Genomic DNA, 14037 nt, shown 5'->3' with positions numbered 1-14037 from the left:
GCCGCGAATGCCCGCCACCTCCCTGTTGGACTGCCCCCGGCGCTGACGTGCCGGGGGCCTTTTGTCACGGGGCGCAAGGATGAGCCGTCGCGTCATCCAGGACAGCGCGGAATTCCGCCGCATGTGGGCCGACGATATGCCCATCGCCGAGATGGCCATGGCTTACGGCGTGTCCGATGCCTGCATTTCACAGGCGGCCAGACGGTTCGGCCTGGCCATGCGCAGCGGCGGCCGCGCGTGGAAGATCACGGATGAGGCGGCGTTCCGCCGGATGTGGCACGCGGGCCTGCCCGTGGCCGCGATCGCCGAGCATTTCGACGCCTCGACCAAGAGCGTCACACAGGCCGCGCGCCGATACGGCCTGCCGCCGCGCAGGTCGCGCGGGCCGCGCAAGGTCAAGCTGACCGTCGTGGAGGATGAGGCCCCCGTGAAGGATGAGGCCTCGGAGCAGGCCCTGCCCGCCGACCTGGTGGCGCGGATGGAGGCGCGCGGCCTTGGCGCGGCGCTGATCCTCGACCTGGCGCGGGCCGGTGGATACGCCGACCTGCGCGCGCTGGCCGCGCGCCACCGCCTGACGGAGCGCCGCGCGCTGAGCCTGTGGCACGAGATCAGGAGGGCCGTGGCATGAAGCGTCTGTCGCGCGATTCCGACGATCGCATCCTCGCCTGGCTGGCCGCGCGGCGTGCCGGCGGGCGGCTGGTCGATATTGCCCGTTCCTGGGGCGTCTCGCCCGGCGCCGTCGGGCGCGCGACAGACCAGGTGCGCGACGCCGATCTGGCCGAAAGCGGCAAGCCCGCGGGCGCCGTCAGGGCGGGGTATTGGTGATGTCCTTCATGAACAAATGCGCGGTTGATGGGTGCCCGAACATCCTCGGCCCGACGAACACCTCGGGCGTCTGCCGCCTGCACAATCACTGCGATGTCTGTGGCTGCCCCGCATGCCGCCAGCGCCGCGAGAGCGGTTTGGCCGGCACCAGCGCGAAGCGCATCGTCGAGGTCGCCTATCCGACGGGAAACTCGGGCGTGGGCGGCATCGCGAGGGTGTCATTGCCGAGGGAGCCGTGGCTGTGACCGTGCCCTACGCCGCGATCCGCGCCCAGATCGGCCAGGCGGAGGAAAAGTTGCAGACCGCCTGCGCGCTGATGCGCCGTAGCGGCCTGCCAGAAAACGCCGACGAGCTGGCCCGCGAGCTCAAGCGCCTGCGCGTCTGGACGCAGCGGGACGGCTGGCTCGACGTGCTTGAGGCGCAGTCATGAGCGGCGGATCAATCACGAGAGAAGGCGATTACGCCGTGATCCGCGTGCCGATGCGCGAGGTGCACGGCCTGCGCGTGGCGCTCACTCCGTGCTCGTGCAGGGCCGCGAAGTCCAACGCCACGAAGACCATCCGAGAGAGACTGGATATTGGCCTGGCGCGTCTTGAAGCGAAGGGGGTGGGCCGTGGCTGATTGCGTCTACTCCATTCGCCTGCCTTGGCCGCCGTCAAAAGCCAGCCCAAACGGGTCGCAAGGCGACTTCCGCGGCAAAGCGGCGGCTGGGAAAAGCTACAAGGCCGAATGCATCAAGGAGTGCTGGGCGCAAAAAGTGCGCCGTATCCGCGCGCTTGGCGTGAGGGTCGAGATCGTTTTCCACCCTCCGACTGCGCGCGCTTATGACCTCGACAACGCATTGGCGAAGGCGAAGCGCGGCCTGGATGCAGTCGCTGAGGCCATTGGCGTGGACGATGCAGATTGGACCGAGATGCGCCTGGTGCGCGGCGAGAAGGTTAAGGGCGGCGCTCTGGTGGTCAACGTCACCCCAGAATGCCCAGAGCCAGACGCATGGAGGCAGATCTGGCAGATCGCCAGCAACATGATTAAAGGGCAAATCGAATGAACACTCGCGGTCATAACGAACGCGCCATGCGCCTTGACATGCTGGCTGATGAAGCCCGACAGGGCTTGAAGCGCGTCGAGGAAGGTGAAGAAAACACCATTGGTGGATGGCTGGCATACGGCCATGCTCTGAACGAGGGGCGGGCGCTGTTTCCGGGGGACAGAGAGTTCGGTGAGTGGGTTGCGCTGTGCCAACTTGACACAGCGGATCGGCACGACCGCGCCGCCTCCATGTGGGCCGCCGCCAATGCCGACCAGTTCGAAGAAGCCCGCCAGCGCGGTAATCCCCGCACCATCCGCGGCATTCACGCCAAGTGGAAGGAGATCGAGGCTGAGCGCGCCGAGGCCGAACGGAAGGAGGCGGCACGCATGGCCACAGAGGCCGACCAGAACATCGGCAAGGCTAAGCCAGTCGAGCATCCGGCGGCGCAAGGGCAGGATGAATCTGCCGCGCCCGTCGATGGGCCGGATTGTCAACCCGATCACGCGGATGAGCAGTCGGAGTCCGCATCCTGTCAACCGGAAATGCCGGATCGTCAACCCAAACCTGCTGACCCTGATCCGCACGCCAAGCTGCGCACCGAATTCCGCAGCATGACGCCGGAGGGACAGGAGGAAGACTGGATCGGCCTGCGCGGTGAAGTCTCCGACTTGCGCAAGCGCGTGTCCAAGCAGCGCGGAGAAATCGCGGACCTGAAATCCAGGATCAAGGAACTGACATCGGACGACGATGCCGGGCGCAAGATCGGAAACCTGCAGCGCCGGTTGGATCAGTCCGAGGGACGGTCGAAGGAACATCAGAGAGAGAGGGCAAAGCTGCAGCGCCAGGTGAATGCCCAGCAGGCTGAAATCAAGAAACTGCGCCAGCAGCTCGAGGATCAGGAGATCGCGCTGTGAGCATCTTGGACCGCGTCCGGGCCAATGGCGGCGAGGTCATCCGCAATGAATGGCGGATCACGCTGCGCCGCGGGCGGCTGTCGGATGCGGCCCTGGCATGGGTCAAGGAGCACCGTGCCGACCTGATGCGCGAGGTCTGGCCCGCCTATGACGATTTCGAGGAGCGCGCGGCAATACGCCAGTTCGACGGCGGCCAGAGCCGCGAGGACGCGGAAAGAGACGCTTACGAGGAGGTGATGGCATGCTGAACTTCGCCGATCCGAAGGAGATCAACCTCAGACCGTATCAGGCCGACGCGATCGAGAATCTGCGCGACGGCATCCGGGCCGGGAAAAGGCGGCTGTTGCTGTGCGCCGGCACGGGCGCTGGGAAAACCCTTACGGCCGCCCACCTGCTGAAAGAAGCGGATCGCAAGGGCAGCTATGCCTTGTTTATCGTTGACCGGGTGGCGCTGGTTGACCAGACGAGCGCGGTTTTTGATGAATACGGGATCAGCCACGGCATCGTGCAGGGCATCAATGACCGCTGGATGCCGAGCGAGAATGTGCAGGTGTGCTCGGCGCAGACGCTTGCCAGGCGCAGCCTGCCGCGAGATCCGTCGCTGATCGTCGTGGATGAGGCCCATTGCCAATACAAGGCCACGCTCGATTACATGGACCGCCACCCGGACGCGGTGAAGATCGGCTTGACCGCGACACCGTTTACGAAGGGCATGGGCGAGCACTGGGACGATGTGGTGAACGTCATCCCGACGCGGCGCCTGATTGATGACGGATTTCTGATTGAGCCGAAAATCTACATTGCCAAGAGCCCGGAGGATTCAGAGCTCGGGCTGAACAGCTACGGCGAGTTCTCCGACAGCAGCGCTTCGACGGCTGGCATCCAGATCGTCGGCGACGTGGTGCAGGAATGGATCGCCAAGACGGCCGAGCATTTCGGCGGGCCGGTCAAGACAATCGTGTTTTCGCCCACTGTGGAGCACGGGCGCGAGCTGTGTGCAGCTTTCTCGGCGGCCGGGTTCAATTTTCAGCAGATCAGTTACATGGACCGCAGCGACGAAGAGCGGGCCGAGAAGATAGCGGAATTTCGGCGCCCGGACAGCATCATTGACGGTCTGGTCTCCTGCGGGGTGCTGACCAAGGGGTTCGATGTTCCCGACGTGAAATGCGGGATTTCCTGTCGGCCATATCGCAAGAGCCTGTCGAGCCACATGCAGGAGATCGGCCGCGTCATGCGGACGCACCAGACCAAGGACATGGCGCTGTGGCTCGACCACTCCGGCAACATCGAGCGGTTCGGGCTCGACATGTTCGACGTGTGGGAGAATGGCGTCGGCGATCTGGATCACTCGACCAAGCGCGACAGCAAGCCGCGCGAACGCAACGAGCAGGTGCGCGAGAGGGTGGTATGCCCGGAGTGCTCCGGCGCGCTGCGCGGGAATACCTGCATGGCCTGCGGTTGGGAGAAACCGGCCCGCTCCGGCATCGTGAACGTCGATGGCGAGATGCACGAGTTTAATCCGCAAGCGATGGAGGCAAGGCCCGGGCTGCGCGCCGAGTGCCTGAAAGACCCGCGCAAGGTCTGGGAGGCCTGCCTTTCATACACGTTTGAACGTGCCAGCCGCGGCGAAGATGCAGCCAGAAAATGGGCCTATGGGATCTGGCGCGGGGTGTATCCGAACAACAAGCTGCCATTCGGCTGGTATGGCATGGAGCCACCGCACATCGCTGATCCGGCTGCCTATTCGCTTGTTGAGCGCGAGGTGAGACGATTTCGCAAGAGCAGGAGGGCGGCGTGAGCCTCAACGACGCCATGCACGCCGCCTGCGATGCGGTCCAGATCAAGGCTCCGCGCTTTACCAAGCCTGGAGAGTGGGTCAGGTGCCCTGTTGTTGGCAAGGCCGCCAGCAACCGCAGCGGCGCCGTGCTGGTGTTCGATGATGGCAAGGGCGGGATCTGCCACAACTGGATTTCAGGGCAGCAGCAGCGGTTCACCGTCGATGGGCTGGCTGGCGAAAACGAGGTCAGGGCACCTCGGCGTGATCCAGAGGAAGAACGGCGCGCCGCGCAGGAACAGGCAGAGGCCGCGCGCATCTGCGCCGGTATCGTCCGGGCAGCCACGCCATCGCAGCACCCGTATCTGGTGGCCAAGGGGTTCCCGGACGAGCTGGGGCTTGTGCTGGACGACTTGCGGCCGCTGATCCCCGATCACCAGCTCGGGCGCGACATCGCCTTCCGGCTGCCGGCCGGTGACGGCCCCTGGCTGATCGTTCCCGGCCGTGTTGGCCAGCAGATCACCACGGTTCAGATCATCGGGCCTGACGGAGCCAAGAAGAACATCTACCGCGGTCAGATGAAGGGAGCGGCCCACAGGATCGCCACAGGGCGCGAGACGTGGGTCTGTGAGGGCATTGCCACTGCGCTGAGTGTCAGGGCTGCCATGCGTCTGCTGGGGCGCTCGGCGGCGGTCTACAGCGCCTTCTCGGCAGCGAACGTGGCAACGGTGGCCAAGCGCCTCTCAGGAGCGATCATCGCGGCCGATCACGACCAGCCGCTGGAACAGCTGCACGGGCATGGCACCGGCGAGTTCTACGCCCGCCAGAGCGGCTGCACATGGACGCAGCCCATCGAGCTTGGCGATTTCAACGATTGGCACCAGCGGGACGGTCTGCGCGCCGTGGCGCTGCATCTGCGAGAGGTGATGGCGTGAGGGTTTCGCTCAAGACATTGATCGGCGCAGCGAAGGTCGCACAATGGCGGGCTTCCGGCGCTGACTATCATGCGATCAAGAGCGCCCGTCTTGATCGTCGTGTAGACCAGATCGAGCCGATCATCCGCAGATATGTGAGTGACGATGAGTTGCGCAATATCCGCAAGCGCGGGTGCGTTCACTCGGTAGATTTTCCAGAGAAGCGCGATCCGGCGCTTCGCACAGGGGGAGGGAACGCGGCCCGCTGACGCGGGAGCCTTGCCGGTCGGTTTGAATGACGGTGGCGGCGAGGCAGGTAGCCCACCATGGGGCGGGATCATAGGCAAAGCGTAGTCCGAAAGGCCGAAGCGCGATCCCCGGAGCGCACCAGTTCCGAAAATAGCGGCCAACCTGTCCGGGCGGTGCAGCCACGGCAGGGCCAATGCGACGGCCCGGCTCCGATGAGCAGGACAAGATCGCGGAGGCATGGGACAGCCCTGGCATTCCGCCGGGGCTGTCGTCCTATGCCTTCTGCTCAAGCCCTCACCAATGAGCAAGAGACGATAAAGCAACTGTAGGAACAGAGAGATGAGCAAGAGACGAAAGGCGAAAGCGAAAAAATCGGCTCGGAATCTGCCGGTTTACATGCAGAACATCGCGTTTTCGAAACGGACCGGAAGGGCTGATCGAAAGCACAAGAGCCGAAAGCTCGGCACGTTTGGCGCGGCGAGCGATGTTCGTCGCGTCGATCCATCCGAATACAATCCGACTGAGTGATAACGACAAAAAGAGGGGCAGAGCATGATGCACTACAGGATCGGTCAGACAATCCCACTCGATGGCCACGGAAAGATCATAGGGCAGCCGCTCGATCGGCCGGAGTGGTATATCTTCACCACTGCGCCCCAGATGGAGCTGCCGTCCATCGCCTGGCTGGCGCGTAACGGCGTCGAGGACGCATGGTGCCCGACAGAGACGAGGTTTCGCAAGGTTCCGCGTGGCAGGCGCAAGAAGGTTCCATACGAGGCCCCGATCGCGCCTGGCTATTTGTTCGTGCGTTTCGATCGCATCCCTGTTTGGCACATCCTGCGCGAGCGGTCCAAGGGCAAGATTACCGGAGTCGTGTCGCGCGACGGCATGCCTATGGAAATCTCCGAGGACGCGATCTCGCAGATGAAGCACGTCCCGGCCCGCATCGCGGCGCTCAAGAAGCGAGAGCAGGAACGCCGGCGCATCAGGCCAGGTGATCGAGCGGACATCGTGGACGGACCGCTGGAAGGCTGGTCCGTCGAGGTCAGCCGCATCCACGCTGGGATTGCCTATTTCGTGGCTCCGCTGCTCGGTGAACGCGAGGTGGCGGTCGAGGCCAGCAAGCTGCGAAAGATCGGATGTTGAAAATGCGCGCGTTTCATGGCACCTTTCCTGCAATCCGGTGAGTAATTCCGCGCCGCGCGGGACAGAAAGCCTAGGAGATGCCACGCCGCTTGCCAATAGGTGCCCGGCGTGCGCTACGGCGAAGCTGTGCCGAAACACGGGCGGGAAGCCCATTCACATCATCAAAGACTGGAAGTCGAACGATGGCGCAAGCGCCAAGGACCGCAGAGGCTTGGGCCGTGCCACATGGCCAAGCACTCAGGCCCGAAGCACTGAAAAAACAATCAAGGTAATCAAGATGGCGCAGCATGGCGGGAAGCGAGCTGGCGCAGGTCGAAAGCCTGGAAGTGTCAGCAAGGCGAAGAAAGACCTGGCTGATATGGCAAAGGGCCATGCTGAAACGGCCCTGAAGACTCTGGTTCAGATCGCAGAGAAAGGCGATAGCGAAGCGGCGCGTGTAAGTGCCGCAAACGCGATTCTTGATAGGGCCTACGGCAGGCCGTTTCAGGCAACTGTCACGGCAACTGTGGAGCAGGCGCCGGAAGCATTCGACGGATGGTCCATTGGGCGCCTCCAACCCGATACAGATTGAGCTTACGGAGCCACAAGAGCGGTTTCTCAGATGTGAGGCAAAACATCCGCTCTTTGTGGCCGGCTTCGGAGCGGGAAAGTCCGAGGTAATGGCGTGGTCTGCAATCGGAGACGCGGCGCATTCTTCGGATGCGCTTATCGGCCTCTACGCGCCAACCTATGACCTGACGCGACTGATCACGGCGCCGAGACTGTCTGCACGACTTTCTAAAATCGGCGTTCCGCACAAATGGAACAAGCAAGAGAACATCATATACACCTCGTATCCGAGGTTCGGTGATTTTGTGATCCGCACAATGGACAACCCGGAACGGATCGTAGGATACGAGACATACCGCGCTCACGTTGATGAACTGGATACGTTGAAGCCAGAGCCGGCGGGGCGCGCCTGGAACCAGATCGTTGCGCGCAACAGGCAACGTCCGCAGGGAATCGCAAGGCCATTCAACCGGGTCTCAGCCTACACTACGCCAGAGGGTTTTCGCTTCGTCTATGACAGGTGGGTGCGCAACAAGGTGGCTGGGTATGAGATTATCCAGGCGCCTACCTACAGCAATCCAACGCTCCCGCACGACTACATCGACAACCTGCGCGCTACTTATCCAGCTGAGCTGATCGAGGCCTACATCGAGGGGCGCTTCGTCAACCTCACAAGCGGGACGGTCTACCGCAACTATGACCGCGAGCGCTGCCGATCAACGGAGACGATCCGCGACAAGGAGCCGCTGCACATCGGGCAGGACTTCAACGTCGGCGCAATGGCCAGCGTGATCAACGTGGAGCGGCCGGAGCGGAACGACGACGGGACGTTGAACGACAAGCCGGGCTGGCACGTCGTCGGGGAGCTGGCGGGAATTCTGGATACGCCGTCGCTCATCGAGGCGCTGCGAAACCGCTTTCCGGGCCGGGTGATCTACATCTACCCGGACGCCTCGGGCGGTTCGCGCAAGACGATCAACGCGAGTGAGAGCGACATCGCGCTCCTGCGGCGCGCCGGCCTCAAGGTCAGGGCCAAGGACAGCAACCCGCCCGTGAAGGATCGCATCCTGGCGATGAACACGGCCTATTCCAAGGGCCGGCTGTGGGTGAACGACAAGGCCGCGCCACGGTTCGCTGAGGCGCAGGAGCAGCAGGCCTACGACAAGAACGGAGAGCCGGACAAGACCACCGGCCATGACCACCCGAACGACGCCGAGGGCTATTTCGTCCACTGGACGATGCCGGTTCGCAAGCCGAGCCACGGAACAAAGGAACTGATCCTGTGAGCGACACCGTAGCAAAGCGATCCGCCGCGTCTAAGGCAATGGTGGACGCGTCGGCAAAGGGCCGGGCCCTGATGGGCGGCACGGCTGCGATGCGCGCGGCCGGCGAGACCTACCTGCCCAAGTTCGAGGCCGAGAGCGCCACAGCCTACAAGGCAAGGCTCCACTCGTCCTGGCTGTTCAACGGCTATCGCAAGACGGTTCGCGACATGTCGGGGCGGGTGTTCGACAAGTCGGCCGAGATCGCCGAGGGCGCCCCGGATCAGGTTGAGGAGTGGGCCAAGAACATAGACATGGCCGGTCGCGATCTCTCGACGTTCGCCAGGGATGTGTTCGAGGACGGGCTGTCTGGCCCGGGCATCAGCTATATCATGGTGGACGCACCGCCTCGACGGGGCCAGGTGACGCGGGCGCAGGCGATGGCCGCGAACATGAGGCCATACTTTGTGCACCTCAGCGCCGAGGATATCCTTGGTTGGCGCACGGAGACGTCGGACAACGTGACGCGGCTGTCGCAGCTGCGGATCGCGGAGACCGTCAGGGAGATCGACCCAGAGGATGAGTTCAACGAGATCGAGGTTGATCAGGTCCGCGTTCTTGATCTGATCAATGGCCGTGTCCAGGTCCGCTTGTATCGGAAGAACGGCGATCAGGAATGGGTGCTCTACGACGAGCCGTATTTCGTGGATATGCCAGAAATCACGGTGGTCCCATTCTATGCCAACCGCAATGGCTTCTTCACAGGAGCCCCGCTGCTCGACGATCTGGCCGACGTGAACGTGGCCCATTGGCAGAGCCAGTCGGACCAGCGCAACATTCTGCGGGCGGCACGGGTGCCGATCCTGCACTCGGCTGGCCGCGATGACGACGAAGCGAAGATCGTGATTGGCGCCAATGTGGCGGTTGCCTCGCGAAACCCGAACGCGAAGCTTGAGTGGGTGGAACACAGCGGGCAGGCAATCAGTGCAGGGCGACAAGACCTCAAAGACCTCGAATTCCAGATGGAAACGCATGGCCTTCAACTGCTGGTGGCGCGACAGGGGGCGCAATCTGCGACAGGTGAGGCACTGGACGCGGCGAAAGAGACCAGCCAGCTAGCCATGACGGCGGACAGCTTGCAGGATGCGCTTGAGCAGGCGTTCGTCTGGGCGCTGGCCTATGGCGGGATCACCGGCGAGGTCGCGGTCACGGTCAACAAGGACTTCGGTGTCAGCATGATGGGCGCGCAGGAACTGTCAGCGATGCTGTCGGCCGTGAACACCGGCAACCTGTCGCGCGAGACCTTCCTGCGGGAAATGGCCCGCCGCGGCATGATCCGGCCCGACATCGACGTGGAAGACGAGCTGCAGCGCATCGAGGACGAGGGCGGCGACCTGATGGGCGGGTCGGCTGAGGACGACCAGAATGTCTGAGGTCGTTAACTTCGTCCCCCCAAAAGTCGTGTGGGTTTGTTGTTGCGGTTGCTCCACGTTCGAGCTTCGTGGCGATGGCGAGGCGGAATGCGCCAATTGCGGGGCGTTCGCAAGCGCGGATGACGGCAACTGGTATGACAGGATCAAAGGCGGACAGGCGCGCGATGAATCAGCCGACGAGCCTTTCAAGGACATCCAAGGCAACGGCTCGGTTGAATTTGCTCGCGCGCGGATCGCGCGCCTAGCGGCTGATTGCGACGCTGTGGCGATTGTGGTTGTAAAGGACGATGGGCGTCTTCATGCTTGGTATGAGGCGTCAAGCGAAGATCAGGTGCAGTGGACCGTAGGGCGTCTCGATGAGGCGAAGGGTCTATTGAGGTTCCGCGATGCCGGTCAATGACGACATCGCAGACGCTCTGGTTCGCCACCAGATCGGGTTGCAGCGACTGAGCAATAACACCGTTCGAAAGGTCGTGGCGCTGCTGAACCGCTCTGATGCGCGGATCGTGGAGCGCCTGCTCAGTGCAGACGTGAGCGAGTTGTCGCGGGCCCGTCAGGAGGCGTTGCTGCGCGAGATCCGGCGCGTTGTGGAGAGCGTCTACGAGGACGCCACCGGCGCGCTGCATGTTGAGCTTGAGGGGCTGGCCGAATACGAGACGGATTACCAGCTCGACCTGTTCAGGAGAGCGGTTCCGGTGCCGCTGGAATTCACCAGGCCAGCGCCAGACCAGATCATCGCGGCCGTCAACGCTCGGCCATTTCAGGGCAAGCTGCTGCGGGAGTGGTATTCTGAGCTTTCGGCCGGCGCGTTCCGGCGCTTGCGCGACACGATCCGGGCCGGGTTCGTGGAGGGTCGCACAACGGACCAGATCATCCGCGAGGTTCGCGGAACAGCGGCGCAGGGCTACAAGGACGGTATCCTGCAAGTCAATCGCCGCGCGGCAGAGGCGACAGTCAGGACGGCGATAAACCACACCGCCAACGCGGCCCGGGCAAAGCTCTACGAGGCCAACGACGACCTGATCAAGGGCGTCAAGTGGGTCTCCACGCTGGACAGTCGCACCAGCGCGGTTTGCCGGGCGCGTGACGGTCAGGTCTACCCGGTGGACAAGGGGCCTCGGCCGCCTGCGCATCCGAATTGCCGGTCGAGCACGACCCCTGTCCTGAAAAGCTGGCGGTCGCTGGGTCTCAAGGATCTGCCGGCGGGCAAGCGGGCCAGCATGAATGGCGCGGTGCCGGAGGATATGGATTACGACGCCTGGCTGCGGAAACAGCCGGTCGCGTTGCAGGATGACATTCTTGGCGTTAAAAAGGGCCGTCTGTTCCGCGCTGGCTTGAAGATGGATCGCTTCGTCAACAGGGCCGGCGACGAACTCACGCTGGACGACCTCAAGCGCCAAGAGGGCGAATATTGGGAAAAAGCGGGCCTCGGCTGACGTTGGTCGATAGCAAGGCGGCCAAGCCTCGACGCACATACGCGGGCGAGCCGCTTGAATGCCGCTGCGGGTCGCGGGCAACGACAGAGGTTCGCTTGGGCCGAACGGTCAAGAACGGAAAGGTGACGGCGGGACACAGGCAGATCCGCTGCGCTGACTGCGGGGCGGTCCTCTGGGGCTGACCTGACACCCTGAAAATCTAGTTTCACCGGCCCTGCGCGAGCGGGGTCTTTGTCGTGGCGGGAAGCCACATCACCAGCGCGGGAAGCGACATGGCACTCAAGTATCAACTGGATAATCTGGAAGCGATCGAAAGCGACGCAATCAAGGGCCTTTATGTCGAGAAGGACGGGAAGTTCGTTCTGGACGTCGAGGGCGTGGAGCCCGCTGATGCGGTCAACGGCCTCAAGACGGCGCTTGTGAAGGAGCGCGAGAACGTCGGCGCCTACAGGAAGTTCGGCTCGCCGGATGAACTGGCGCAGAAGATCGCTGACCTTGAGGCCAAGGCCAGCAAGGGCGGCAAGGCTGGCGAGGAGCAGCAGCAGATCATCGAGCAGCTCAAGGCCGACTACGAGGCCAAGATCAAGGAGCGCGACGACCGGATCGCCCAGACATGGCAGCGGCAGGCCACGTCGGACCTCAAGGCCGAGCTGGCGAAGGTCGGCGTCGTGCCGGAGGGCCTCGACCTGCTGGCCGGGTTCGCGGCCTCGCGCATCAAGTTCAACGATGATGGCACTCCGAAGGTGCTCACATCGGACGGGTCGCAGCCGATGATCGGCAGCGGCGCGAATGGAGGGGCAACCCTTTCGGATCTGGCCAAGGAACTGGCCGGGTCGATTCCGCATCTTGTGAAGGATGTCGGGGCAGGTGGCAGCGGGAAGCAGCCGGAGAGCAAGGGCGGGAAGCTGGAAGCGAAAACAGTCAAGCGGTCGCAGTTCGATGGCATGAGCCATATGGAGCGGGCCGAATTTTCCAAATCTGGCGGCAAAGTCGTAGACGACTGACCCCCAATCAGAAAGGAACTGAGCAATGGCAAACGTGCTCACCGATCTGGCGGCTGACATCTACAAGGCCGCCGATACCGTTGGTCGCGAGCTTGTGGGGTTCATCCCCGCCGTGACCATCAACGCAGGCGCGGAGGCGGCGGCGCAGGGCGACACCGTGCGCTCGCACTTCACCCGTGCGGCGACCGTGAATACCTCGGCCACGCCTTCGATGACCCTCCCCGAGGGCGATGACCAGACGGTTGACAACAAGACCATGACCGTCAGCCAGATCGCCTCCGTCCGCATTCCGTGGACCGGCGAGGACATCAAGCATGTCAACAACGGTTCGGGCTTCGAGACCATCTATGGCGACCAGATCGAGCAGGCTATGCGTGGCATCGTGAACGCGATCGAGACCAAGGTCGCGACCGTGGCCTATCAGGGCGCCTCGCGTGCTGTCGGCACCGCCGGGACCACCCCGTTCGCCTCCGCCCATGGCATCGTGAACGAGGCTCGGCAGATCCTCGCGGACAACGGCATGCCGACCAATGACGGGCGCGTGACGCTGGTCATGAACACCTCGGCTGGCGTGAACTTCCGCAACCTCTCGAACCTCTACAAGGTCAACGAGGCCGGCGACAGCCGCCTGCTGCGCCAGGGTGTCCTGACGGACATCTCGGGCATCATGATGCGTGAAAGTGGTCAGGTGCAGAGCCACACCGCAGGCTCCGTTACCGGCACCGTGACCGTCACCGGGGCGAATGCGGTCGGCGCAACGGCGATCGGTGTGACCACCGCCGCTGGCGCTGCGGTGTCCCTGAGCGCCGGCGATATCGTCACCTTCGCGGGCGACAGCAACAAGTATGTTGTGGCTTCGGCGGTTTCGATTGGCGCCTCCACCACCGGCACCATCACCATCGCCGCCCCCGGGCTTCGTGAGGCGACGGCAGGCTCCGAGGCTGTGGCCGCTGGCGCAAGCTATACCGGCAACGTCAGCCTGCATCAGTCGGCGGTCGAGCTGGTCATGCGCCCGCTCGCCAAGCCGCTCGGCGGCGACGCTGCCGTGGACGTGATGACGGTTCAAGACCCGTTCTCTGGCCTCGTGTTCCAGATCAGCGTCTACAAGGGCTACAACAAGGCGATGATCGACGTCACCACGCTCTACGACGCCAAGGCGTGGAAGCCTGACGCGATCGCCAACGTTCTGGGCTGATCTTTCTGAGGGGCGGGGAAACTCGCCCCTTTCTCAAGATCAGGAGGCAACATGGCACAAATTCCCACCATCAAGGTTGTGAACGAGAAGGCGCGCGGCGGCTTCATGATCATCAACGAGTCCGATTTCGACCCGGATGTGCACGAGCCGTTCGAGGCGGCCGAGCCGGTCACGCGCGAGGGCGTCGCCAAGATGAAAAAGTCTGATGTGATCGAACTGCTCAAGGCGCACGGCGTCGAGGACACCGACGGAAATCTGCCCGATCTGCGCGAGCGCCTGATCGGCGTGATGTTCGTGGATCTCTGA

At 63.4% G+C, this 14037-nt stretch carries 20 protein-coding genes; all 20 read left to right on the top strand.

Annotated features, from left to right (window positions below; all coding sequences use genetic code 11):
* The first annotated feature begins 79 nt into the window (after positions 1-79).
* The 20 genes from KCI33_RS16330 (at position 80) to KCI33_RS16235 (ending at position 14037) form a co-directional block, all read left to right on the top strand.
* A complete protein-coding gene (locus tag KCI33_RS16330; RefSeq protein ID WP_212525875.1) occupies positions 80-628 on the top strand; it encodes a hypothetical protein in 549 nt (182 codons plus the stop codon).
* Positions 625-825, top strand: a complete 201-nt coding sequence (locus KCI33_RS16325) for a hypothetical protein (protein ID WP_212525874.1) — start codon at positions 625-627, stop codon at positions 823-825. The genes KCI33_RS16330 and KCI33_RS16325 overlap by 4 nt, the downstream gene beginning before the upstream one ends.
* Entirely contained in the window at positions 825-1070 is a 246-nt protein-coding gene (locus KCI33_RS16320) for a hypothetical protein (protein WP_212525873.1), read from the top strand. The genes KCI33_RS16325 and KCI33_RS16320 overlap by 1 nt, the downstream gene beginning before the upstream one ends.
* A complete protein-coding gene (locus KCI33_RS16315) occupies positions 1061-1255 on the top strand; it encodes a hypothetical protein (protein WP_212525872.1) in 195 nt (64 codons plus the stop codon). The genes KCI33_RS16320 and KCI33_RS16315 overlap by 10 nt, the downstream gene beginning before the upstream one ends.
* Positions 1256-1438: 183 nt before the next feature.
* The gene (locus tag KCI33_RS16310) at positions 1439-1873 is read left to right on the top strand and encodes a hypothetical protein (protein ID WP_212525871.1); all 435 of its coding nucleotides are present in this window, start codon (positions 1439-1441) and stop codon (positions 1871-1873) included.
* 38 nt (positions 1874-1911) lie between these two features.
* Positions 1912-2769, top strand: coding sequence for a hypothetical protein (locus KCI33_RS16305; protein WP_212525870.1), 858 nt, complete (start codon positions 1912-1914; stop codon positions 2767-2769).
* The gene (locus tag KCI33_RS16300) at positions 2766-3017 is read left to right on the top strand and encodes a hypothetical protein (RefSeq protein ID WP_212525869.1); all 252 of its coding nucleotides are present in this window, start codon (positions 2766-2768) and stop codon (positions 3015-3017) included. The genes KCI33_RS16305 and KCI33_RS16300 overlap by 4 nt, the downstream gene beginning before the upstream one ends.
* Positions 3011-4567 (top strand): DEAD/DEAH box helicase, encoded by a 1557-nt coding sequence (locus KCI33_RS16295; protein ID WP_212525868.1) that lies wholly within the window; start codon positions 3011-3013, stop codon positions 4565-4567. The genes KCI33_RS16300 and KCI33_RS16295 overlap by 7 nt, the downstream gene beginning before the upstream one ends.
* On the top strand, positions 4564-5478 hold the full coding sequence (locus tag KCI33_RS16290; RefSeq protein WP_212525867.1) for a hypothetical protein: 915 nt from the start codon (positions 4564-4566) through the stop codon (positions 5476-5478). Before KCI33_RS16295 ends, KCI33_RS16290 begins: the two co-directional genes overlap by 4 nt.
* Positions 5475-5726: a hypothetical protein gene (locus KCI33_RS16285; protein WP_212525866.1), complete on the top strand. Its 252-nt coding sequence runs from the start codon at positions 5475-5477 to the stop codon at positions 5724-5726. The genes KCI33_RS16290 and KCI33_RS16285 overlap by 4 nt, the downstream gene beginning before the upstream one ends.
* Before the next feature lie 319 nt (positions 5727-6045).
* Positions 6046-6234 carry a hypothetical protein gene (locus KCI33_RS16280; RefSeq protein WP_212525865.1) on the top strand — a complete coding sequence of 63 codons (189 nt, stop codon included), beginning with the start codon at positions 6046-6048 and terminating at the stop codon, positions 6232-6234.
* A gap of 24 nt (positions 6235-6258) precedes the next feature.
* Positions 6259-6852, top strand: a complete 594-nt coding sequence (locus tag KCI33_RS16275) for a transcription termination/antitermination NusG family protein (RefSeq protein ID WP_212525864.1) — start codon at positions 6259-6261, stop codon at positions 6850-6852.
* Positions 6853-7063: 211 nt separating this feature from the next.
* On the top strand, positions 7064-7423 hold the full coding sequence (locus tag KCI33_RS16270; RefSeq protein WP_212525863.1) for a hypothetical protein: 360 nt from the start codon (positions 7064-7066) through the stop codon (positions 7421-7423).
* A gap of 55 nt (positions 7424-7478) precedes the next feature.
* A complete protein-coding gene (locus tag KCI33_RS16265) occupies positions 7479-8687 on the top strand; it encodes a terminase family protein (RefSeq protein WP_349252219.1) in 1209 nt (402 codons plus the stop codon).
* Complete coding sequence (locus KCI33_RS18110; RefSeq protein WP_212525861.1) at positions 8684-10096, top strand: DUF4055 domain-containing protein; 1413 nt, start codon at positions 8684-8686, stop codon at positions 10094-10096. Before KCI33_RS16265 ends, KCI33_RS18110 begins: the two co-directional genes overlap by 4 nt.
* Entirely contained in the window at positions 10089-10496 is a 408-nt protein-coding gene (locus KCI33_RS16255) for a hypothetical protein (protein ID WP_212525860.1), read from the top strand. Before KCI33_RS18110 ends, KCI33_RS16255 begins: the two co-directional genes overlap by 8 nt.
* Positions 10483-11532 (top strand): minor capsid protein, encoded by a 1050-nt coding sequence (locus tag KCI33_RS16250; protein ID WP_212525859.1) that lies wholly within the window; start codon positions 10483-10485, stop codon positions 11530-11532. The genes KCI33_RS16255 and KCI33_RS16250 overlap by 14 nt, the downstream gene beginning before the upstream one ends.
* Positions 11533-11804: 272 nt before the next feature.
* Positions 11805-12536 (top strand): hypothetical protein, encoded by a 732-nt coding sequence (locus KCI33_RS16245; protein WP_212525858.1) that lies wholly within the window; start codon positions 11805-11807, stop codon positions 12534-12536.
* 25 nt (positions 12537-12561) lie between these two features.
* Positions 12562-13731, top strand: coding sequence for a P22 phage major capsid protein family protein (locus KCI33_RS16240; RefSeq protein ID WP_212525857.1), 1170 nt, complete (start codon positions 12562-12564; stop codon positions 13729-13731).
* Positions 13732-13782: 51 nt separating this feature from the next.
* Positions 13783-14037: a hypothetical protein gene (locus tag KCI33_RS16235; protein ID WP_212525856.1), complete on the top strand. Its 255-nt coding sequence runs from the start codon at positions 13783-13785 to the stop codon at positions 14035-14037.

Source organism: Actibacterium sp. MT2.3-13A, assembly GCF_018139985.1.
Lineage (GTDB): Bacteria > Pseudomonadota > Alphaproteobacteria > Rhodobacterales > Rhodobacteraceae > JAGSOU01.
Note: the sequence above shows the minus strand (reverse complement) of the source record. Positions and strands in the feature narration are given on the sequence as shown.

Excerpts from the sequence above, each read along its gene's own strand:
- KCI33_RS16330 (WP_212525875.1), top strand. The coding sequence starts at position 80 with ATGAGCCGTCGCGTCATCCAGGACAGCGCGGAATTCCGCCGCATGTGG.
- KCI33_RS16325 (WP_212525874.1), top strand. The coding sequence starts at position 625 with ATGAAGCGTCTGTCGCGCGATTCCGACGATCGCATCCTCGCCTGGCTG.
- KCI33_RS16320 (WP_212525873.1), top strand. The coding sequence starts at position 825 with ATGTCCTTCATGAACAAATGCGCGGTTGATGGGTGCCCGAACATCCTC.
- KCI33_RS16305 (WP_212525870.1), top strand. The coding sequence starts at position 1,912 with ATGCTGGCTGATGAAGCCCGACAGGGCTTGAAGCGCGTCGAGGAAGGT.
- KCI33_RS16295 (WP_212525868.1), top strand. The coding sequence starts at position 3,011 with ATGCTGAACTTCGCCGATCCGAAGGAGATCAACCTCAGACCGTATCAG.
- KCI33_RS16280 (WP_212525865.1), top strand. The coding sequence starts at position 6,046 with ATGAGCAAGAGACGAAAGGCGAAAGCGAAAAAATCGGCTCGGAATCTG.
- KCI33_RS16275 (WP_212525864.1), top strand. The coding sequence starts at position 6,259 with ATGATGCACTACAGGATCGGTCAGACAATCCCACTCGATGGCCACGGA.
- KCI33_RS16255 (WP_212525860.1), top strand. The coding sequence starts at position 10,089 with ATGTCTGAGGTCGTTAACTTCGTCCCCCCAAAAGTCGTGTGGGTTTGT.
- KCI33_RS16250 (WP_212525859.1), top strand. The coding sequence starts at position 10,483 with ATGCCGGTCAATGACGACATCGCAGACGCTCTGGTTCGCCACCAGATC.
- KCI33_RS16245 (WP_212525858.1), top strand. The coding sequence starts at position 11,805 with ATGGCACTCAAGTATCAACTGGATAATCTGGAAGCGATCGAAAGCGAC.
- KCI33_RS16240 (WP_212525857.1), top strand. The coding sequence starts at position 12,562 with ATGGCAAACGTGCTCACCGATCTGGCGGCTGACATCTACAAGGCCGCC.
- KCI33_RS16235 (WP_212525856.1), top strand. The coding sequence starts at position 13,783 with ATGGCACAAATTCCCACCATCAAGGTTGTGAACGAGAAGGCGCGCGGC.